This is a genomic window from Paenibacillus agaridevorans (assembly GCF_003112455.1).
Classification (GTDB): Bacteria; Bacillota; Bacilli; order Paenibacillales; family Paenibacillaceae; genus Pristimantibacillus; species Pristimantibacillus agaridevorans.
Map to the genome: position 1 here is coordinate 395,047 of NZ_BDQX01000171.1, position 21,431 is coordinate 416,477.

Here is a 21,431-nt window from a genome sequence, read left to right on the forward strand (position 1 = left end):
CCAGCTCCCGTTACTCGGCGAGCTCATAGACCTCTTGATGGGCTTTGATGCTGAACACAAGACCAATCGAGATCATGTTGAGCAGCAGCGAAGTGCCACCATAACTGACGAACGGCAGCGTAATGCCTGTAATGGGCATGAGCCCTATCATCATGCCGATGTTCTGGAACACCTGAAAGACGAACATGGAGACGATTCCGATGACCATGTACGAGGCCCGCCTGTCGTAACACTTGAAGGCGACCATAATCATTCGATAGATGAGCAGGAAATAAAGCAGCAGCAGAATCGCGGCGCCCTGGAATCCGAATTCCTCGCCGATGACGACGAAGATGGAATCCGAATAGGCATAAGGGATATACCCGCCGTTCTTGAGATTGCCTTCCAGAAATCCTTCCCCGTTTAATCCGCCTGACCCGATCGCCATCTGAGCATACATGGACTGATGTTTATTATCGGAAGAAGCCAACTCGGGATTGATGAACGTATTTATTCGTTCATACCAGTGCCCTTTGGAATTGTCGACGAGATAGGTTTTGATTTCTTCGTTAAAGGCATTAAAGAGGAACATAAACAAGATGATGCCTGCTACTACGACAGCCAGTCCGATCGCTACATGCGAATACTTGACATTGCCGATCCAAAGCATCCCGATCACGATGACGATATAAATAATCGCATTTCCGAGGTCGGGCTGAATCATGACCAACAAAAAGGGCAGGAATGAGAATGCGCCAATCATCAAAATATCGCTTGAAAAATGCAATCGATCTCCTTGACGTCGACCTAACAAATATGCAATGCCTATGATCAGTATGATCTTGACCATTTCTGCCGGCTGAAACAAAAAATCTCCCGGAAGCTTAAACCATCCCTTTGCACCGTTTATTTCCACTCCAATGAAATAAACCAATATCAGCAATACAACGCCGATGCCATACAACACATGCCACAACTTCAGGATGATCCGGTAATCGAACAACACCGCGGCAATAGCCACGACAAATCCAAGACCGTAAAACGCCAGCTGTTTGATTTCGTAATTGGCATATCCCGGATGATTCGCAGTCGCGCTATGTATGGCGATAACGCTGATCGCCGCGAGACATCCGAGAATAAGGATTATGCCCCAATCCAGTTTCTTTATTTTATTAAGCACAGGTCAATCATCCTATTCCCAGAAACTTGCGGAACCGCTTGAACGCGCCTGCCTTCTCGTCGAGCACCATTAACGGCACCATATCGCCCAATATTCGGCGGCTAATATTGCGGTACGCGATGGCAGCACGGGAAGCAGGGTTCATAACCGTCGGCTCCCCATTGTTGGCCGCCGTAATGACCTTTTCGTCATCAGGAACAATACCCAGCAGATCTATGGCAAGAACCTGGCAGATTTCGTCGATATCCAGCATTTCTCCGCTCTTTACCATAGAAGGCCGAATCCGGTTAATCAGCAGCTTGGACGGAATTTTGTTTCCTTCCAGCAATCCGATGACACGATCGGCATCCCGCACGGCCGCATTCTCCGGCGTTGTGACGACAATTGCGCGGTCCGCGCCGGCAATAGCGTTGCGGAAGCCGTGTTCGATACCGGCCGGGCAATCGATAATGATATAATCATGACCCTGCTTGAGCTCCAGCACGATGTCTCGAATCTGCTCCGGCTTAACGGAGTCTTTATCTTTCGTCTGTGCGGCCGGCAGCATGTACAGCTCGTCGAAACGTTTGTCCTTGACTAACGCCTGGTTCAGGCGGCAGCGTCCTTCCGCCACATCGACCAGATCATATATAATGCGATTTTCAAGCCCCATAACGACATCCAGATTGCGCAGACCGATATCCGTGTCCACCATACACACTTTTTTGCCAAGCAACGCAAGAGCTGTTCCGATGTTCGCAGAGGTCGTCGTCTTGCCGACGCCGCCTTTGCCTGATGTAATTACGATCGCTTCTCCCATACTCTACACCCCTCTAAATAGGATAGGATTCTGCCTGATGCGGAATAGCTGCGACAACTTGTCAATCTGCATCTGACCTTCATTAAGATACGCGAATTCCATCGCGGAATCGAAAGTCAGCCATTCCTCCGGCGGCCTGCTGACGACATCGGCAATTCGCAGCTGCGTCGGCCGCATGAGCGAAGTCGCGATGATGGCATCGGTGCGTCCCGCGAAGCCCGCATGCGCCATCCCCCTAAGCGCTCCCAATACATAGATATCGCCGGTGCACAGGATGGAGCCCCCCGGATTGACATCCCCGATTAAAAGCAGGTCGCCTTCGTGCTGCAGCGTCTGCCCGGAGCGAACGATGGATGACAAAACGTGCATGTTCGCCGCTCCCCCGCCGCTCTCCGGCTTCGCCGGAGGATCGGATTCCATCGACTGAATCATCAAGTTACCCTGTGCGCCGATGATGCTTGCAAGCTGCTCCCTTTGTTCGTCCGTTATGATTCTGGAGCCCAGCTTGACATGTATATGAACGAGCGGTCCCGTCAGCAACTGCTGGTGCGTTTTCTCCAGCTTGTGCCTGAGTTCGGCAACCAGCGCATCGAACACGCATTGATCGTCGAGAAGGAACAGAAGACCTTCCTTAACGCCTTTAATCATAATATGCTGCTTTTCGGTCACATTTGTCCCTCCCCAACCTATTCAATTCTGGATGCTGGTCCCGAATTCCTGCTGCTTCCGTCCCGCTTTATTCTTCTTCTCCATTTTCTCCCGTTTCCTTGCGCGACTCGAACATACGTCTGACCGGCACATAACAAACCAGCGCGAAGGCCAGCTGGAGGAACAAGCTCGGCAATATATGATTGAGCAGCGCCCACGCATAGGATGCGCTCGTAATCCGGAATACCTGGTAAATAAAAAAGAGGGCCGTGTCGTATAAAATACATGCGAAGCCGATGACCGTAATCGCCATCATGACCGTCGCCCGCTTTCTCTCCAGCAGCACGCCCGTAAAATAGCCAATAATCCCCATCGCAAAAAAGTTAAGTCCGAGCAACTGGCCGAAATAGACGACGTCCTGCAGCAGGCCGAAACCCGCTCCCAGCAACAGTGCCATATGGCGATTGCCGTACAATGCCGAAAATAAGACGAATACGAATATAAAGTGCGGTATAATCCGGCTCCCGTATCCCTCCGGGATAATCCATGGCATGAGCGAGCCCTCGATAAAGAATAGCAACAGCATAATCGCAACGATTCGGTTCATGCTCATGGAGCGTTCTCCTCAGAGCTCGCAGCCTGAACGACGAACACCTCGGCCAGATGGTCGAAGTTGGTCGCAAGCTTGACGCTTGCCGTGTAGGTCAATCCAAAGTCGCCGACCTGCTTGGTCTCTACCGTGCCGATTCGGAGCCCTCTTGGATAAACGCCGCCAAGGCCGGAAGTGATAACGGTATCGCCAATCTCCATCTTGTCGTTCTCGCCGATTCGCGTCATCAAAATCCGGTTCGTCTCTTTGTTGAAGCTGCTCAGAATGCCGAAGGATTCGTTCTCGCGGCCTTCGATCGTCGCGGAGATGGAATTGAAAGTCGGCGACGTTTCGTTAAGCTCCGTGATCGGGGTGATCGCCGCCGTAAAAGGCGTCACGGAACTCACCAGCCCGACCAAACCGTCGACGGTCGTCACAGCCATATTTTTTTCGATGCCATGTTTCGACCCCAAATTAATCGTCATCGTCCGGTTGTTCGCGTCATTGCTGATGGAGATGACTTGGGCAATCAGATAGTTGTAATCATACATCTGTTTCTGTTGCTCGCTGAAGCCAAGCAACTCCTTGTAGCGCTCATTGTCCTTTTTAATAAAGTTGTATTCCACCTTGTCCCGCGCGTATGCGGCAACGGTACTCTTAAGCCGCTCGTTCTCTTCGTAGATCATCCGGAAATCGCGGATATCCTCAAAGAAACCCGCTATATAACCAGCGGGCTTGTAGAACCACTGCTGCACGAAACCGGAGGTGTCCTTAAGGAACTTCTCCGGCCACGTGAGCTCTTTGCGATCGCTGAGCGAGAAGCCGATGATCGCGATAAACAAAATAAATCCGATCATAAGCATAAAAACACGCTTATTTCTCATGAAATTAAACAGCCCGATCACCTGCCTGTCTCATATCCGTACATTCTATCTCGAGCGCCTAGCGCTTCGAACGATTCGAAGTGCCTCTGCTCTTGAACAAATGGATGTTATCCAACGAACGGCCCGTTCCGATCGCTACGCAGTCAAGCGGATTGTCCGCCACGATGACCGGCATGCCCGTCTCGCGCTGCAGAAGCTTGTCCATATTACGAAGCAGCGCCCCGCCGCCTGTCAATACGATACCGCGATCCATAATGTCGGCAGACAGCTCCGGAGGACACTTCTCCAGCGTAACCTTGACGGCTTCCACTATGGAATTGACCGTATCCATAAGCGCATCCGTAATTTCGTCCGATGTAATCGCCAGCGTCTTCGGCAGTCCCGACACAAGGTCTCGGCCGCGAATTTCCAATGTCTCCGGCTTGTCCAGCTGCAAGGCGGAACCGATCTCCATCTTCAGCTGCTCCGACGTTCGCTCGCCGATCATCAGATTATAGAGTCTCTTGATATATTGGATGATCGCCTCGTCCATATCGTCGCCGGCTACCCGGATCGAACGGCTCGTCACGATGCCGCCAAGAGAGATGACGGCCACCTCCGTCGTTCCGCCCCCAATATCAACGACCATGGAGCCCGTCGGCTCCCATACCGGGAGGTCGGCGCCGATCGCGGCCGCAAACGGCTCTTCGATCGTAAAAGCCTCTCTGGCGCCGGCTTGCTTCGCTGCGTCCTCGACGGCGCGCTGCTCGACAGCCGTAATGCCGGAAGGCACGCATACCATAACGTTGGGATGACGCGGAAAGAGAGACCGCTGCTTCTGAGCGGAGCGGATAAAATATTTGATCATCGTTGCCGTCGTCTCGAAGTCGGCGATTACTCCATCCTTCATAGGACGTACGGCGCGAATATTGCCGGGCGTTCTGCCGATCATCTTTTTGGCTGCCTCGCCGACTGCTTCGATCGTTTTTGTATCGGTACGCAAGGCCACCACGGAAGGCTCCCTCACGACAATTCCTTTTCCCTTAACGAATACAAGCGTATTCGCCGTACCAAGATCGATTCCTAAATCCTTGTTCAATCTACCAAACATTGTTACTGCTCCCTTCTCCATTACAACGCGATGCCGCAGATGTGTTTCCACGTATTTATTATTATATTACAGATGACCAAGCTCCTTCAAACTTACGAAGCGGCCATCGCCAACGACGATATGATCCAGTACTTCTATACCGACAAGCTGCCCTGCTTCCGCAAGCCGCTTGGTCAGCGAGATATCCTCGGGACTGGGCGCAGGATCGCCGCTGGGATGATTATGGGCGCAGATGACCGATGCGCTGTTCCTCTTGATTGCGGCCCGGAACACTTCACGGGGATGGACCAGCGAGGCATTAAGCGTTCCGACGGACAAAGTTTCCCGGGCAATAATGCCGTTCTTCGTATTCAGGAAAAGACAAACGAAGTGCTCCTTGTCCAAATATCGAAGTTCCTCCATAACCTGATCCGCCGCGTCCTTGGGCTTCCGAATCGTAATGATGTCTTCATGCCGTGTTCGAATCATCCGCCTGCCGAGCTCTATGCCGGCACGCAGCTGAAGCGCCTTCGCAGGGCCGATGCCGTTAATGGCCGTCATCTCCTCCACGCTCATGTCGAGCAGCCCTCGCAAGCTGCCGCATTGCTTAAGAATGGAGCCTGCCAGATGTACCGCAGACTGTTTCTTCGTACCCGTTCTTAACAAGATTGCAAGCAGCTCAGCATGGCTGAGCGCCTCTGCCCCATATCGCATCATGCGCTCTCTTGGACGTTCTTCATGGGGGACATCACGCAATACATTTCCATGTATTTCCATAAATATCCCATCCTCTAGTTTCCGAATTAATACGTTCGAACTCCGAATAGCTCAAGCTTGTCCGTCAGCAGCGAGATCGGCAGGCCAACAACATTGAAGTAGCATCCCTCAATCCCTTCTACCAGAGCCGCTCCAAGACCTTGAATGCCATATGCCCCGGCCTTGTCCATCGGTTCGCCGGAAGCGACATAACGACGGATCCTTTCCTCGGAGAGAGGTTTCATCGCCACTCGGGTTCGCCGACTCGCCACGATCCGCTTGTCCGATCCTGCCTCCAAAAGCGCAATGCCGCTATACACATCGTGCGAGCGGCCCTGCAGGGAGGTTAACATGGCAGCCGCCTCATCGCTGTTTGCAGGCTTGCCCAGCACTGCCCCATCCAACACAACGATCGTGTCCGCTGCCAATATCAGCGTGCCCTCGAGAGGCATTTCTTGCTTCGCCAGCATGGCTTCCGCAGCGATGCCTTTGCGAAGGCTCAATCGCTCCACGACTTCCGCCGGCGTCCAATCCTTTTCGTAAGTCTCGTCAGTGTCCGTAGACAAAATAGAAACCGGCAAGGAAAGGGCCAAAGATGCGACCAGTTCCTTCCGGCGCGGAGACGATGAAGCCAGCACAATCCGGCTTATCGTTGCTTGGTTGAGTTGGTTTTCGATCATAGGTTCATACTCCTTATGCGTGCCATAATCCCGGCTTCGCAGCTTACATTTTGCGATATAACCAGATGGCGACGGCGGCACCCGCGATGCTCAGCAGACTAATCTGAAGCGAGAGCGACAAGTTGAAGCTTAGGACATAAAGATCGACGTTTGGCGACCAAGTCGTCTGAATCGGTCTCGTCAGGAAGGATACGCCCGGCACGGAATCCAGCCATCTTGCGACCAGCGCCCCTGCAATCATCCCGAGCACAATAAACAAAAATAGTATCCATCCGTTTTTCTTCATCGTATAAATCCCCTCGCCACGAAATGACACCTATAACCATTATACGCACTATACTTTCCGTTTACAATGCGCTTGGAGACTCAAACCATTCTTTTTGCACCAGGACCGCTTCCATTAGTGCCGTTTGCACGGACCATAACTGAGCTTTGGAAGGATTTTCGTCGTATGCTTTCATCGATCCAGCAGCCGTATCCATTGCCTTCTTCAGCTTAACGAAATAAGATGAGCGGACATCCTCCGGCAGCCCAGACTCCATCTCCGCGGCATTCGCAGTCCATTGCGCCAGCTGGGCCTGCCAGCCTTCTGACGCCGCCTTGCCCAGTTTAGACAGAGAAGGCTGCTCTAACTGCGCAACGACAAGGTCAGACCAAGTCCCGATCAAGTCGTTGGTGGCGGCAAAAAAAGCTTCCGCTTTTTCCGCTCCTCCGGCGAATGTCAGCTTTTCCGGACCTTGCACAGCCACTTCCTTTTTGTACAACAGGATGTCCGGCAAACCTCCTATAACGATGGCGGCCTTCGTGCCGTCAAGCGCGATGCCTGCATAGACGCGGTAGCCCTCTGGGGTCTTCATCGACGAACCTGCCAATCCGACGTCCTTCAGCTGACCCAGCGCAGCGTCCCTTCCTTCCGTATTGCTGAATACGCCGTATTGCAGCAAGGTATACGTCCTTTGGATACCGGCAACGTTAACGGTTGCCGCATTTGCTGCTCCTGGATCGACAACCTCGCCATTTTTGCCATCCTTACCACCCTCGCCCTCTTTGCTTCCCACGGGTACTCCGGTCAGGTCGTCAAGACCGATGGTCTCCTTCGTCCCCGGCTGCACGACCGGAATTCCGGTGTCGCCTTGTGTATCCCGGTCGGGCTGAGCAAGACCTCCCGTAAACAAAGTCAGTATCAAATACCCGAATATGGCGCCGGTTGCCAGCGCCCCGCTTACAGACAGGAAGACATGTAGCCAGGATGGGCCTTTGCCGCCCGTACGACGCGTATCGCCGGCAATGATCACCGGGGATGGGCGATTGCCAAAAGGCTCGACCGATGGTTGGTAGCCGCTATCGCCTCCCCGCGAAATCCATTCGGCATCGGGATTAATGACCGGCCATTGCTTCTCGGAACTTTTTGCTTCCGAAAACGACGGTTGCTGTACAATGGCAGGCCAACGGCTGAGGTCTTCTGCATTCGGAGTTGAAGGTTCAACCGGCGGTTGAGCACCTTCTGCTTCTGCTTCTGCGTCTGCCTCGCGGATGAGCTGCTCCAGCGCGCCAATATCCTCCTGATAGGCGTTATTCCATGGCTGAACCTCGCCTATACCATTCGCAGCATTCCGTTGATATAAGGGTACAACATTATTTTTCCCATGCAGCGCTTGTCCGGAATGTTTGTCTAACTCCGCAGATATGGGCTCACCCCCGACAACTTTTTCGCGCTCCGGCTTGTCCTTCGCGGTCTGCGCTCCCTGAACGTCAAAGCGGTACGTAATTCGGTTGTTCGGTTTCATGTCGATCTCTCCCTCTACCTGGTCTATTAGTAGTCTATGAACGCTTTAAGAGAGTTATGACGAGAGACTTCGGGGCAGACGGCAAAAAGAACCGTCCCGGCGCAGTTAAACGCTCTCCGGAAACGGTTCTTTATTGGACTAAGTTCTACTTTTCGTTTAATGCTCGCGCAAGCGCGTCTGCTACTTTCCAGATATCGCCGGCACCCATCGTAATGACCAGGTCTCCCGGCGCTATGCGGGCCTTGAGCGTCTCCAGCACTTCTTCCTTTGTCGGGATATATTCGGCGCTGGCATTGCTATTGCTCCGAATTAGCTCTACGAGCTTGCCGGAGCTGACGCCTTCGATCTGCTTCTCTCCTGCCGGCGAATAGATATCCGTAATGATAACCTGATCCGCCTCGGGGAACGCTTTGCTAAATTGTTCGAACAAGAAAAACGTTCGCGAATAGCGCTGCGGCTGGAACACGGCAATAATCCGCTTGCCCGTCGCTTTCGCCGCGCTGATCGTCGCCTGAATCTCCGTAGGGTGATGCGCATAATCGTCGATCACAAGAATGTCGTTTACTTCGCCAAGCACCTGAAATCTGCGCTTCGCACCGCGGAACGACTTGATGGCTTCCTTAACCGCTTCGAACGACAGCCCCGCTTCCAGGCACGTTATGATGGTAGCCATGGCATTGTACACGTTGTGAATGCCGGGCACGGACAGCTCGACATTGCCAAGGCTTTCGCCTTGCAGGCTCATATCAAAGGAAACCTTGCGATCGCCGAGCTCGATATTCTCCGCTTTATAGGCCGAATCCCCCTCTATGCCGTAAGTAATGACGGCTGACCCCGGCAATTCGAACTCTCCCCCGCAAGCTCTTGGCAGCAACTCCCGGACGATGGGATCGTCTGAGCAGACTATCGCTTTGCCGCCTTCGCTTACCTGACTTAAAAATTGGACGTATGCCGACTTGAGCTTCTCAAAGTCGCCATCGTAATTTTCCAGATGGTCGGGCTCAATGTTCGTCACGATCGCAATGGAGGGATGATAATGCAGGAAGGAGCCGTCGCTTTCGTCCGCTTCCGCTACGACGTATTCCCCCTTGCCTGCTTTGGCATTCGTGCCAACGTTGACAATCTCGCCTCCGATGATATAAGTGGGGTCGATCCCGCAGGTTTCCATAACGAGCGCGATCATCGAGGATGTCGTCGTTTTGCCATGCGCTCCCGCTACGGCAACACCTTTGCCGGCATTCATCAGCCTGGCTAACATCTGAGAGCGGTGTAGAACGGGAATGTTTAACGCCTCGGCGGCCTTGCGCTCTACATTATCGCTTGTCAACGCGGTAGAATAGACGACGAGATCAGCACCGTTTACATGCTCAGGCTGATGGCCGATAAAGATGTCCGCCCCCTTGGCGGCCAGCTTCTCCGTTAACTCTTGGCGAGCAACGTCGGAGCCGGATACTTTATAACCCATCTCGAGCATGACCCTGGCGATCGCGCTCATCCCGTAACCGCCGATTCCGATGAAATGAACGTGTTCTGCACTGTTCAAAGACGGTTCACCACCCTTTTTCAGCAGCCGATCCGCCAATCACGCGGGAGCGTACGTCCGCTATCAAATAAAGCGTCCCCGTCACGACCCCGAGATCCTCGTTCCCGGTTATCTGCTGTAATTTGTTTAATGCTTGCTGCCAATTCTTCTCGACGATGATCTGAAACGGAGGGAGCTCGGGCATGTCTTCGCACAGCTCCTGGACAATTGCGGCCAGTTCCGCCGCGTCCATTCGCATACGGTAATCCGGTTCCGTCAATATAAGCGTATCCACTATTGGTAGTATATGCTTAATTGTATCCCGATGATTCTTATTCTCCAGCATCCCCATCATAAGATGCAGCTTATTGAATTTGTACGTGGATTTCAACGCTCCTGCGAGCATCTCCGCCCCTTCAGGATTATGCGCCCCATCCAGCAGGATACGCGGCTCCCGGGCTACCATCTCCAGTCTGCCCGGCCACGCTGCTTCCCGCAGCCCTTCGCGCAGCATATCGTCATCCAGCACGAGAGCGCTGTATTGACGCAGCACTTCCAAACCCATGACGGCTGTTGCGGCGTTGGTACGTTGATGCGCGCCGTTGAGCTTAATCGCAAGCGGCTCGATTGTTCGGAACAATCCTTCGAACCGGAAGGACTGCTCGTCCTCGCAGACTTCTAACGGCACTTCGCCAAATTGATCCCCAATACAATAAAAAGTAGACTTGCGCTCCGCTGCCGTGCGTCTGAGCACCTCGACGACCTCCGGCTGTGTCGCTGCGCTGACTACGGGCACACCCGGCTTAATAATGCCGGCCTTCTCCCGGGCTACGGCCGTCAACGTACCGCCAAGCCGGTCCATATGGTCATGGCCGATGTTCGTAATGATCGATAGAACCGGATACACGATGTTCGTGACATCAAGCCTGCCGCCGAGACCAGTCTCCCATACGACATAGTCCGGGAAAGTTACTTTCGCGTAGAACAGAATAGCCAGCGCCGTTGACACTTCGAACATCGTCGGCGAGCCCAGCTCCGTCTCCGCGATGGCCGATACATGCGGCCGAAGTTCGTTCGCGAGCGAGAGCAGCGTCTCCTCTTCGATATCGGATCCGTTATATTGAAAGCGGTTCGTGAACTTCGTAATGTACGGCGACGTAAACGTCCCGACATCGTATCCGCCTTTCATAAGCGCGCTGGTCAGATAGGCGCAGGTGGAGCCCTTGCCGTTCGTGCCCGCGACATGGATGAACTTGAGCCTGCGATGCGGGTTGCCCAGCCGTTCCATTAACAGCTCAATTCGCTCCAGGCCGGGACGGATACCGAACGGGATAAGTCCCGTAATCCAGTCTACCGCTTCCTGATAGGAGGACAGCGCCGCTGTCCCCTTGATTCCTTCTGAAGTCATGCATATCCCTTCTTCCTTGCCTTGATCGCGTCCGTTAACCGCGCAGTTCCGAGATTCGTGCAAGCACCTTATCGCGTTTCTCCGCATAATCGTTCATCTTAGCCCGTTCTTCTTCAATCACCTTCGCCGGAGCTTTCGCGACGAAACCTTCGTTGCCCAGCTTCTTCTCCACGCGTTCTACCTCGGAGATCAACGTCTTAAGTTCCTTCTCGAGGCGCGAGATCTCTTGCGCGATATCGATGAGGCCGGCAAGCGGCAAATACAGCTCCGCGCCCGTTACGATGGCAGTCATCGCTTTGTCCGGCGCGGCCAGCGCGCGGCCTATCTCAAGCAGTGACGTTCCGCAGAACCGCCGTACGAATTCTTCGTTGCGGCGAAGAATGCCTTCTTCCGCCTCGCCGGCAGGCTTGATCAAAAGCTCGACCTTCTTGCTCATCGGCACGTTAACTTCCGCGCGGATATTGCGGACGGAACGAATCATCTCCATGAGCAGCTCCATCTCTTTGACCGCATCCGGCGCCTCAAGCGCGGCATCGTATACCGGCCAGGCCGCAAGCGTAATCGTCTCGCCTTCATGAGGAAGATGCTGCCATATTTCTTCGCTGATAAACGGCATGAACGGATGAATGAGCCGCTGCGTCCGGTCCAGCACAAACGCAAGAACGGATTGCGTCGCCCGGCGCGCAGCCTGGTCTTCGCCGTTCAAGCTCAGCTTGGAGAATTCGATGTACCAGTCGCAGAGGTCATCCCAGATAAAGTTGTACAGCACGCGGCCGGTCTCGCCAAACTCGTAGCTGTCGATCAAACGCGTTACGTCGCGCGCCGTCTCGTTAAGTCGATGCAAAATCCAACGATCTGCGGTACCCAGCTTGACGTTGATGTCGATGTCGGCGGCCGTAAATCCTTCCAGATTCATCAGGGCGAAGCGCGACGCGTTCCAGATCTTGTTTGCGAAATTGCGGGCCTGCTCCACCTTCTCGAAGCGGAATCGCAGATCCTGTCCAGGCGTGCTGCCGGTAGAGATCATAAAGCGCATCGCATCGGCTCCGTATTGCTCGATGACCTCAAGCGGATCGACGCCGTTGCCGAGCGACTTGGACATCTTCTGGCCATCCTTGTCGCGCACGAGACCATGCATAAGCACGTCCTTAAACGGCATCTCGTCCGTGAATTCCAGGGCGGTAAAGATCATGCGAGCCACCCAGAAATAAATAATATCGTAACCCGTTACAAGCACGCTCGTCGGATAGAAACGTTGCAGATCGCCGGTCTGATCCGGCCACCCCAGCGTTGAGAACGGCCACAGCGCCGAGCTGAACCACGTATCCAGCACGTCGTTGTCCTGACGCAGGTGATCGCCTTCCATATCTTCGCGGGACACGTGAATTTCGCCCGTCGCGTCATCGTACCATGCCGGAATGCGGTGCCCCCACCATAGCTGACGGGAAATACACCAGTCGCGTACGTTCTCGATCCAGTTCAAGTACGTCTTCTCGAAGCGTTCCGGCACGAATTGAACGCCTTTGCCCGACTTCTGCGCTGCGATGGCTGCTTCCGCGAGCGGCTTCATCGCCACAAACCATTGCGTCGACAAGTAAGGCTCGACCACAGCGCCGCTGCGTTCGCTATGGCCAACCTGGTGCACGTGGTCCTCGATCTCGATGCAGACGCCTTGCTCCTGCAGATCCTTCACGAGCTGCTTGCGGCATTCGAAGCGATCAAGCCCTTGATAAGGACCCGCCTCCGCATTCATGACGCCGGATTCATCCATGACGATAATCTGAGGCAGACCGTGACGCTCGCCGACCTCGAAGTCGTTAGGGTCATGCGCAGGCGTGATCTTTACGGCTCCGGAGCCGAATTCCTTCTCCACATATTCGTCGGCGATGATCGGAATTTCCCTGCCAAGCACCGGCAATACGATCGTGGCGCCGATCAGATGGCTGTAACGTTCATCCGACGGATTAACCGCTACCGCGGTATCGCCGAGCATAGTCTCCGGACGCGTCGTCGCGACCGTGATAAAGCCGGAGCCGTCCTTTAGCGGATATCTCAGATGGTAGAGATGGCCGTTCAATTCCTTGTATTCGACCTCGATGTCGGATAAGGCCGTGCGGGCTGCAGGATCCCAGTTAATGATCTTTTTGCCGCGATAGATCAGGCCTTTCTCGTAGAGGCGGACGAACACCTCGCGTACAGCTTTGGACAGTCCTTCGTCCAACGTGAACCGCTCCCTGGAGTAGTCAAGCGACAGCCCCATCTTCGCCCATTGCGCGCGGATCGTGTCCGCGTATTGTCCCTTCCACTCCCAGACCTTCTCCAGAAACGCTTCGCGGCCCAGATCGTGGCGCGTCAAGCCCTGCTCGCGGAGCTTCTGCTCCACCTTCGTTTGCGTGGCGATCCCTGCATGGTCCGTACCCGGCAGCCACAAGGCGTCATAGCCCTGCATCCGCTTTGTGCGAATCAATATATCCTGCAGCGTGAAATCGAGCGCATGCCCGATATGCAGCATGCCCGTAACGTTTGGCGGCGGGATGACAATCGTGTACGGCTCTGCCTCCGGCCTCTTCCCCGCTTGAAAATAATTGCCCTCCACCCAATACGAATACCACTTCTGCTCCGCAGATTTGGGGTCGTACGTCGTGGGCATTGCCGATTTGTTCTCCATGTCAGACATCGTGTCATCTCCATTCATTCTTCTGCGCAAATTCATGCAACAAGATATAATACATAAATAATACATAAATCCAAGGTGAATCGGCTGTCGCCATTCCCTTGGCGGCGCAGCGCGTTTCATTTCGAGAAATAGAGGTCAAGTAGGAAGAAAAACTATACTTTCCTGTATCTCTTGAAAATCAAAAAAACCTTTCGTCCCGTAAAGGACGAAAGGTTAGCTTCCGTGGTACCACCTTTGTTCCGCAGCGCTTGCACGCGCGGCACTTGGAGCAGATAACGGCTGCGGCCGGCCAGGCTTGGGCGGGAACCGTGACAATTGTCTTGCCACCTTCCGCGTTGAGCGCGGCGACTCAGGGGCGACCCGTATGCAGTCCAATCCTGCAGAACCTCACAGCGTAACGGTTCTGCTCTCTGAAGGCCTACTGCGTACTACTCCCCTTCAAGGTCTCTCTTATAAAGGTTGTTCAAAAAAATCCAGCTTTTTGAACTCGCACTTATACATACATATGCTCTATCATACATTTGTTAACGGACGGAGTCAACCAGGGTGTCAAGTACACGAGTAGAATAAACGAGCTCGCACGCCTCGATACCGGCATGCAGCGGCGATAGCGTATGATTTTTCATTCACGTGCGCCTCGTTACCGCCATCTCAGGGCGATTGTGTATGATTTTTCATACACGTGCGCTTCGATACCGCCATCTCAGGGCAATTGTGTATGTTTTTTCATACACGTGCGCCTCGATACCGCCATCTCAGGGCGATTGTGTATGATTTTTCGTACACACGACAAAAGCCCCCAAATCCCGCTTCATGAGCGAGCCTGAAGGCTTTGCCTGGGCTTGGGACGGCGGACGTACTAAGGGATATAGAGCAGTTGCCCTTCCTCGATCGCCGATTCATGCAAGCCGTTATGATTCAGAATCTCCCGCGGATTCATGCTGTAGCGCATCGCGATCTGCTCCAGCGTCTCTTCCTTCTGGACGATACACATCCTGATCTTGCGGAACTCGTTGCCCTCGGCCTTGCTGAGGAATAGCTTTTTCCATTCAATCTCTTCCTCGACAGCAACCGTCCGCGAGCCTTCTTGCTGTGCCTGCTGCTCTTGATTGTATTGTTCCGCCGCCTCGCGCGCCGCTTGCTCGCGCTGACTCGATTGCAGAATTGCGCGGAAACCCACATCGGGTCGTTCTTCTCCGCTGCCCGATGGCGATTTGCTGGCGAAAGCGATCTGAACTTCTTGCTGTCTGCGCGCATCCTGCTCTTGTTGAGCTTCGCCAACATCCTCCGAAGACTCTTCAAGCTCCTGCCGTATGCCGGTATCTTCTTCGGATTCGGCGGCATACATGTCAGTTGCCGCCTCATCTTCCGAAGGAAAAACATTCTCGTCTTCGGGACGGACGACTTCTTGTTGAACGTATGAGGCGTTCGCCGCATCGGTTGTCCAAGGCTGCGCTACAGAAGCAAGCTCTTCTTGGGACTGGGCCGTTTGCTGGTTTTCTACGTTGTTCTGACCGGATCCCGCAAGAGCGCTCCATTGCAGCCAGCTGTCGCTTCCCCCTTGCTGGGACGCGATCGTAATCTCCCGCTGCCCGTCCTCCGTCCATGCTTTCGCCTGCTCGCCCGCTATGTAGCCTTGCTCGTTCTGCTCAGCCTGAAATGACGGCGGCGTAATGTCGTTCTGATTCCACTCCTGCTGCTGACGGTCTTGAAAGTTTTGCTGAGCTGTCTCTTGCTGCTGTTGCTGAGCCCAGAACTGCGCTTCTTGCTGCTCGCGAAGCTGTTCCTGATCCTGTTGCTGCTGTTGCTGAGCCCAGAGCTGCGCCTCTTGCTGCTCGCGAAGCTGCTGTTGCTGTTGTTGCTGCTGTTGCTGAGCCCAGAGCTGCGCCTCTTGCTGCTCGCGAAGCTGCTGTTGCTGCTGGAACCAGATCTGCGACGCTTCTCCGTCCGCCGTCTCATCGACGTTGCCGTACGACCCGACACCATACGTCTGAACGGTTTGTATGCCGTTGTCGTCTCCTTCTTGCTGGAAGCCTGCCTCGCGTTCATGCGACGCCGTAAAGGGTTCTTCCTCCCAAGGCTGCGCGGACTGTTCTTCGATCGGATCAACCAAGATGCCTCTGAGCGATAATACGCCAGTCACGTTAAGCGTACGCGCGGATATCAAATCCACGTCGAAGTTGTCGATCTCGATCGAGATGTCGTCAAGCCGCGACACGCGGTTCATCGGCAGCGAGATTTCCACCGGGATCCAATGCTCCAGCGTCAGCGGTCCCGCGATCGCGTTTTGTCCCCGATAGACTCCGCTTAGCAGTAATTGCCCCTTCAGGACGGCTTGGTCCCCCTGATCAATGACCTGGATGCGGGGAACCAGCTCTATCTCCTCCAACTCGTCTATCGCCGCGACGTCATCCGGCAGATGCACGCGCTCATACACGTCAAATCGTAAACCGTTGCTCTGATTCGACACGCCAAAGTCCTCCCTTCTCATACTGAATGCTTGGTCTAATGGCACATACACTACTTATCTATATGGCCTTGCAAGCGGGAGCATGACTGTCTTTTTTAATAGCCAAGAAGATTGGAAGACAGGAATCTTGGTCTGGATAAACCTGTTACCTGTTTAACAGCCTCGCGAGCCACGCCGGCCAAGGCGAATCCGCCTCAATCCGCGCACCGGTAAGGGGGTGGGGGAACAGCAGCTTCTCTCCATGAAGAGCCTGATGCCCGAGAGAGAAACCTCTCGCCTCCCTTCCCCCATACAGCGAGTCGCCGATAAGCGGATGTCCAAGATGGCTCATATGGACGCGGATCTGATGCGTCCTGCCCGTCTCGAGCTCCACCCTGGCAATAGAGATGGCGTCCGAAACGCTCAGCCGTTCATAACGCGTAACCGCCTCATCCCCGCCAGGCGTAACGATCCGCCTGGACTTATGATGGCGATCCTTGCCGATAGGCGCATCAATGATGCCGGCTGGCTTGCGCAGACGTCCGTGGACGACCGCGATATAGATCCGGTCGATCTCCTTCTCCCGCATCGCCTCGTCGAGACGATGCTGAGCGAGATCGTTTTTGGAATACAGCACGGGACCGGATGTGTCGTCGTCAAGCCGGTGAATATGGCGGACAGGGAGATTGTCGCCTTGCGCGAGCATATGCTTAGCGGCTGCTACGTCAAGCGTTCCGGCTTGCCCCGGATGCGACCCGTGCACGGACATCCCCGCCGGCTTGTCCAGCACAAGACAGAAGTCGTCTTCGTACAAAACCGGAGGCACGATCAGATCCGGTTCTTTGGCAGCCGCGACATAGAGGAGCGATTGCCGTTCATCCGCCTTTGGGAATGCCAGCAAGGCGATCCGCCCTCCTTCCGTCATTTTGATGCCCCCGACGGAGTAGAGGCGATTGATCCATTTGTCCGGGAATACGGAACAAGCCAGCAGCCACTTTCGCACCTCATGCGAGTGACTGCCGGCTTCGATCGGCCCGGCTCCGGCGGATAAGGCGAGCGTTCCGGCATCCAGCTCAAGCCATTCCCCTCTACGTACATACGCGATATCCATCCTCCGTGCCAACCTCCTCTAACCTCTATAGACGACCCAGCGCCCCGTCATGGGCCGCGATCGTCGCTTCAATATCCTCGTCGGAATGGACGGCGGATACGAACATGCCTTCGAACTGGGATGGCGGGAGACTAACTCCGAGATCCAGCATAGCCGCAAAATAAGACTTGAATCGTTCCAGATCGGATGTCTTCGCGGCATCGTAGTTGATGACCGTCTTCTCCGTAAAGAACGGACATACCATGGAGCCCACCCGGTTGATGGTTATCGGGATGCCGTGCTTTGCGGCATTGCGTTCGATGCCAAGCTGAAGCTTGACCGCCTGGCGCTCCAGCAGCTCGTACTTGTCATGCGTCATCAGCTTAAGCGTCGTGTAGCCTGCAGCCATGGCCAGCGGATTGCCCGACAGGGTGCCCGCTTGGTAGATGGGCCCGCTTGGCGCGATCATCTCCATAATTTCGCGTCTGCCGCCATAGGCGCCGACCGGCAATCCGCCGCCGATGACCTTGCCGAAGCAAGTCAGATCAGGGGTGATCCCGTAGAGTCCTTGCGCGCAGGAATATCCAACGCGGAAGCCCGTCATGACTTCATCGAAGATCAGCAGGCTGCCGTACTCCGATGTAATGGCCCGCAGACCGTCCAGGAAACCTGGCAGCGGAGGCACTACGCCCATGTTGCCGGCGATTGGTTCCACGATGACGCAAGCAATCTCCTCGCCGAACTTCTCGAACGCCAGCTTCACCGACTCGATGTCGTTGTACGGCACCGTTATCGTGTGGGAAGCGACATGCTCAGGCACGCCTGGGCTGTCCGGCAGGCCGAGCGTCGCGACGCCGGAACCCGCCTTGATGAGCAGGCTGTCGGCATGTCCATGGTAGGAGCCTTCGAACTTCATGATCTTGCTCCTCTTCGTATAGCCGCGAGCGAGCCTGAGCGCGCTCATCGTCGCTTCCGTGCCGGAGTTGACCATCCGCACGACGTCCACGGACGGCACTCGCTCGCAGACAAGCTCAGCCATGAGCGTCTCCAGCTCCGTAGGCGCGCCGAAGCTCGTCCCCTTCTCCGCAGTCTTCCGGAGCGCTTCCACAACCTCCGGATGAGCATGGCCCATAATAAGCGGGCCCCAGGAGGCAACGTAGTCGATATAAGAGTTGCCGTCGATATCGTATACACGGCTGCCTGCGCCTCGTTCCATATAAACGGGAGTCAGTCCAACGGACTTAAACGCCCGTACGGGACTGTTTACTCCGCCCGGGATCACCTTCTTCGCTCTCGCGAACGCTTCTGCGGACTTGGCATCTTGCCTAACTCTCGAATTCTCGCTCATCAGACCTCTTCTCCTCTCAGCCAGCGGGATGCGTCTTTGGCATGGTAAGTAATAATAATGTCCGCGCCGGCGCGCTTCATGCCAGTCAGCGTTTCCAGCACGATGCCGCGCTCATTGATCCAGCCGTTCGCGGCCGCCGCCTTCACCATGGAGTATTCCGCGCTGACGTTGTAAGCGACCAGCGGAAGGTCAAATTGCTCTTTGAGCAATCGCAGCACGTCGAGATAAGCAAGCGCCGGCTTTACCATTAACATATCCGCGCCTTCCGCAACGTCGGAATCGGCTTCCCGGATCGCCTCCCTAACGTTGGCGGGATCCATCTGGTACGTTTTGCGGTCGCCGAATTGCGGAGCGGAATGCGCCGCATCGCGGAACGGCCCGTAGAAGGCGGAAGCGTATTTGACGGAATATGACATAATCGCGATATCGCTGTAGCCCGCATCGTCCAGGCCGCTGCGGATCGCATGGACGAATCCGTCCATCATATTGGATGGAGCTATAATGTCCGCGCCGGCCTCTGCTTGGGATACCGCCGTACGCACGAGCAGCTCCAGCGATTGATCATTGTCTACCACTGCCGTACCCGACGCCGTATCTTGATGCACGATGCCGCAATGGCCATGATCCGTAAACTGGCAGAGGCAAGTATCGGCTACGATGACCAGCTCCGGCGCCCAACTCTTGACTGCCCGAATCGCTTGCTGCACGATTCCATCCCGGTCATAGGCGGAGCTGCCGATCGAATCTTTGTGCTCGGGAACGCCGAACAGCAGCACGGACCTTACGCCGGAAGCCACTACGTCGCGAATCTCCTCCTCCAATCGATCCATGGAGAAATGGTAGACGCCGGGCATGGACGGAATTTCTTCCTTCACGTTCGTACCATGCGTTACGAAGATGGGATATATAAAATCCTCCGCCGTCAATAACGTCTCGCGCACCATGCCGCGAATGCCCGCCGTTCTGCGAAGTCTGCGATGTCTTGTAATCGGGAATGCCATATTAATCGTCCTCCTTCGATGCTTTATCCTTATGCCGCCAATCGACGACCGCGGCCAGCAAACCATCAATTGTAGCTTCTTCCGCTTCGACCGTCACCTCAAGACCGACGCTTCGCACCGTCTCGGAAGTGATTGGGCCAATGCTAGCAATCGGGATGCCCGACAGAGCCTGCGCGGGCTCCTCGATCCCGTTTTTCCGCAGCAGGGTCATCAGGTTGGTTACGGTCGAGGAACTGGTAAACGTAATGATGCCGATAGCTCCCTCGCGCAGCCAATCCATCACGAATTCGTCTTGCGTATCGGCAATCGACGTCTCGTATACGTCCGCCTCAACCGCCTCTACGCCTCTTTCCCGCAGCAGCCTCGGCAATACATCCCTCGCAAGATCGCCTCTTGGCAGCAGCGCTCTCTCTCCCGGCTTCATCCAGCCTTCAACCCGATCCAGCAGCGACTCCGCATGGAACTTGACAGGCAGCTCCTCTGTCAGCAGCCCTCTATGCGCCAACGCCTCCGCCGTCTTGGGTCCGACAGCAGCAATGCGAGCCTTTGAGAAGGCACGTATATCCAGACCGAACCGGCGCAGCCAGCGGAAGAAATAATCGACCCCGTTCACACTCGTGAAGATCAGCCAGTCGTAGCTCCCCGCTTCCGCCAGCTTCTCCTTAAGTGCCTGAATCTCCGCTTCGCCCTCTGGCTCGCGAATATCGATGACCGGGAATTCGCAAGGCTCGCCGCCCAATTCCTCGATGGACTCCGACAGCTCGCTTGCTTGCGCGCGAGCTCTAGTCACAAGCACTCTCGTGCCGAACAACGGCTTGCGTTCGAACCAGCGCAGCTTCTCCCGTTGAAGCACGACCTCGCCGACGATAATGACGGCTGGCGGCTGGAAGTTCGCCGCCTTGACCTTCTCTTCGATATCGGCAAGCGTACCGACCAGCGTCCGCTGCTCCACGCGAGTTCCCCAGCGGACCAGCGCTACCGGAGTAGACGCGGGTTTGCCGTGCTTCATAAGCTGCTCCGCGATGTATCCAATTTTGGCTACGCCCATGAGGAACAACAGCGTGCCGGTCGCATTCGTCACCTTGTCCCAATAAATGGAACGGTCCAGCTTATCCGGGCTCTCATGCCCCGTCACGATAGACAACGAGGAAGCCAGATCGCGATGGGTGACCGGGATGCCGGCGTAAGCCGGAACGGCAATGGCCGAAGTGATGCCGGGTACGATCTCGAATTCGATGCCGTTATCGTAAAGCAGCTCCGCTTCCTCTCCCACGCGCCCGAAAATCGTCGGGTCTCCGCCTTTGAGCCGCGTTACCGTCTTTCCGGCCAGCGCCAGATCGACGAGCAACTGATTGATCGCTTCTTGCTTCATCGTATGGCGGTCCGGAAGCTTGCCGACGTAGATAAATTCCGCAGTCGGCTTGACATGCCGGAGCAGCCGCGGGCTTGCCAGACGGTCATAGACGACGACGTCGCATCGCTCCAGACATTGCAGGCCGCGCACCGTAATCAGCTTGGGATCTCCCGGACCCGCGCCGACCAAATATACTTTCCCCTTGTCCATC

At 55.1% G+C, this 21,431-nt stretch carries 18 protein-coding genes; all 18 read right to left on the reverse strand.

The features are described 5' to 3' along the window. Positions 1–10: 10 nt before the first annotated feature. The 18 genes from PAT3040_RS16690 to cobA all read right to left on the reverse strand — a co-directional run bounded on the left by PAT3040_RS16690 (position 11) and on the right by cobA (position 21,430). Entirely contained in the window at positions 11–1,159 is a 1,149-nt protein-coding gene (locus PAT3040_RS16690) for an FtsW/RodA/SpoVE family cell cycle protein (RefSeq protein WP_087566516.1), read from the reverse strand. Between the two features lie 7 nt (positions 1,160–1,166). Next, positions 1,167–1,958 carry a septum site-determining protein MinD gene (minD, locus tag PAT3040_RS16695; RefSeq protein ID WP_108993621.1) on the reverse strand — a complete coding sequence of 264 codons (792 nt, stop codon included), beginning with the start codon at positions 1,956–1,958 and terminating at the stop codon, positions 1,167–1,169. Positions 1,959–1,961: 3 nt separating this feature from the next. After that, entirely contained in the window at positions 1,962–2,606 is a 645-nt protein-coding gene (locus PAT3040_RS16700; RefSeq protein ID WP_087566903.1) for a septum site-determining protein MinC, read from the reverse strand. Between the two features lie 88 nt (positions 2,607–2,694). Beyond that, complete coding sequence (gene mreD / locus PAT3040_RS16705) at positions 2,695–3,219, reverse strand: rod shape-determining protein MreD (protein ID WP_087566518.1); 525 nt, start codon at positions 3,217–3,219, stop codon at positions 2,695–2,697. Continuing rightward, positions 3,216–4,079: a rod shape-determining protein MreC gene (gene mreC, locus PAT3040_RS16710; RefSeq protein WP_181376665.1), complete on the reverse strand. Its 864-nt coding sequence runs from the start codon at positions 4,077–4,079 to the stop codon at positions 3,216–3,218. The genes mreD and mreC overlap by 4 nt, the downstream gene beginning before the upstream one ends. A gap of 58 nt (positions 4,080–4,137) precedes the next feature. After that, on the reverse strand, positions 4,138–5,169 hold the full coding sequence (locus PAT3040_RS16715; RefSeq protein WP_087566519.1) for a rod shape-determining protein: 1,032 nt from the start codon (positions 5,167–5,169) through the stop codon (positions 4,138–4,140). 66 nt (positions 5,170–5,235) lie between these two features. Beyond that, complete coding sequence (radC, locus tag PAT3040_RS16720; protein WP_087566520.1) at positions 5,236–5,925, reverse strand: RadC family protein; 690 nt, start codon at positions 5,923–5,925, stop codon at positions 5,236–5,238. 26 nt (positions 5,926–5,951) lie between these two features. Then, positions 5,952–6,584 (reverse strand): Maf family protein, encoded by a 633-nt coding sequence (locus PAT3040_RS16725; protein ID WP_108993623.1) that lies wholly within the window; start codon positions 6,582–6,584, stop codon positions 5,952–5,954. A 43-nt stretch (positions 6,585–6,627) separates the two neighbouring features. Next, positions 6,628–6,870, reverse strand: a complete 243-nt coding sequence (locus tag PAT3040_RS16730; RefSeq protein ID WP_087566522.1) for a DUF4321 domain-containing protein — start codon at positions 6,868–6,870, stop codon at positions 6,628–6,630. Positions 6,871–6,931: 61 nt separating this feature from the next. Then, positions 6,932–8,371, reverse strand: coding sequence for a hypothetical protein (locus PAT3040_RS16735; protein WP_108993624.1), 1,440 nt, complete (start codon positions 8,369–8,371; stop codon positions 6,932–6,934). Positions 8,372–8,516: 145 nt separating this feature from the next. Further along, a complete protein-coding gene (murC, locus tag PAT3040_RS16740; protein WP_087566524.1) occupies positions 8,517–9,914 on the reverse strand; it encodes a UDP-N-acetylmuramate--L-alanine ligase in 1,398 nt (465 codons plus the stop codon). Between the two features lie 7 nt (positions 9,915–9,921). Then, positions 9,922–11,301 carry a bifunctional folylpolyglutamate synthase/dihydrofolate synthase gene (locus PAT3040_RS16745; RefSeq protein WP_108993625.1) on the reverse strand — a complete coding sequence of 460 codons (1,380 nt, stop codon included), beginning with the start codon at positions 11,299–11,301 and terminating at the stop codon, positions 9,922–9,924. Positions 11,302–11,335: 34 nt separating this feature from the next. Then, positions 11,336–13,969, reverse strand: coding sequence for a valine--tRNA ligase (locus PAT3040_RS16750; protein WP_373863952.1), 2,634 nt, complete (start codon positions 13,967–13,969; stop codon positions 11,336–11,338). Between the two features lie 868 nt (positions 13,970–14,837). After that, positions 14,838–16,448 carry a LysM peptidoglycan-binding domain-containing protein gene (locus PAT3040_RS36395; protein WP_146200442.1) on the reverse strand — a complete coding sequence of 537 codons (1,611 nt, stop codon included), beginning with the start codon at positions 16,446–16,448 and terminating at the stop codon, positions 14,838–14,840. 145 nt (positions 16,449–16,593) lie between these two features. Continuing rightward, a complete protein-coding gene (locus PAT3040_RS16765) occupies positions 16,594–17,538 on the reverse strand; it encodes an RluA family pseudouridine synthase (protein ID WP_108993627.1) in 945 nt (314 codons plus the stop codon). 25 nt (positions 17,539–17,563) lie between these two features. Then, positions 17,564–18,865, reverse strand: coding sequence for a glutamate-1-semialdehyde 2,1-aminomutase (gene hemL, locus PAT3040_RS16770; RefSeq protein ID WP_108993628.1), 1,302 nt, complete (start codon positions 18,863–18,865; stop codon positions 17,564–17,566). Next, positions 18,865–19,866: a porphobilinogen synthase gene (gene hemB / locus PAT3040_RS16775; RefSeq protein WP_087566532.1), complete on the reverse strand. Its 1,002-nt coding sequence runs from the start codon at positions 19,864–19,866 to the stop codon at positions 18,865–18,867. The genes hemL and hemB overlap by 1 nt, the downstream gene beginning before the upstream one ends. 1 nt (position 19,867) lies before the next feature. Beyond that, positions 19,868–21,430, reverse strand: coding sequence for a uroporphyrinogen-III C-methyltransferase (cobA, locus tag PAT3040_RS16780; protein ID WP_108993629.1), 1,563 nt, complete (start codon positions 21,428–21,430; stop codon positions 19,868–19,870). Between the last annotated feature and the right edge of the window lies 1 nt (position 21,431).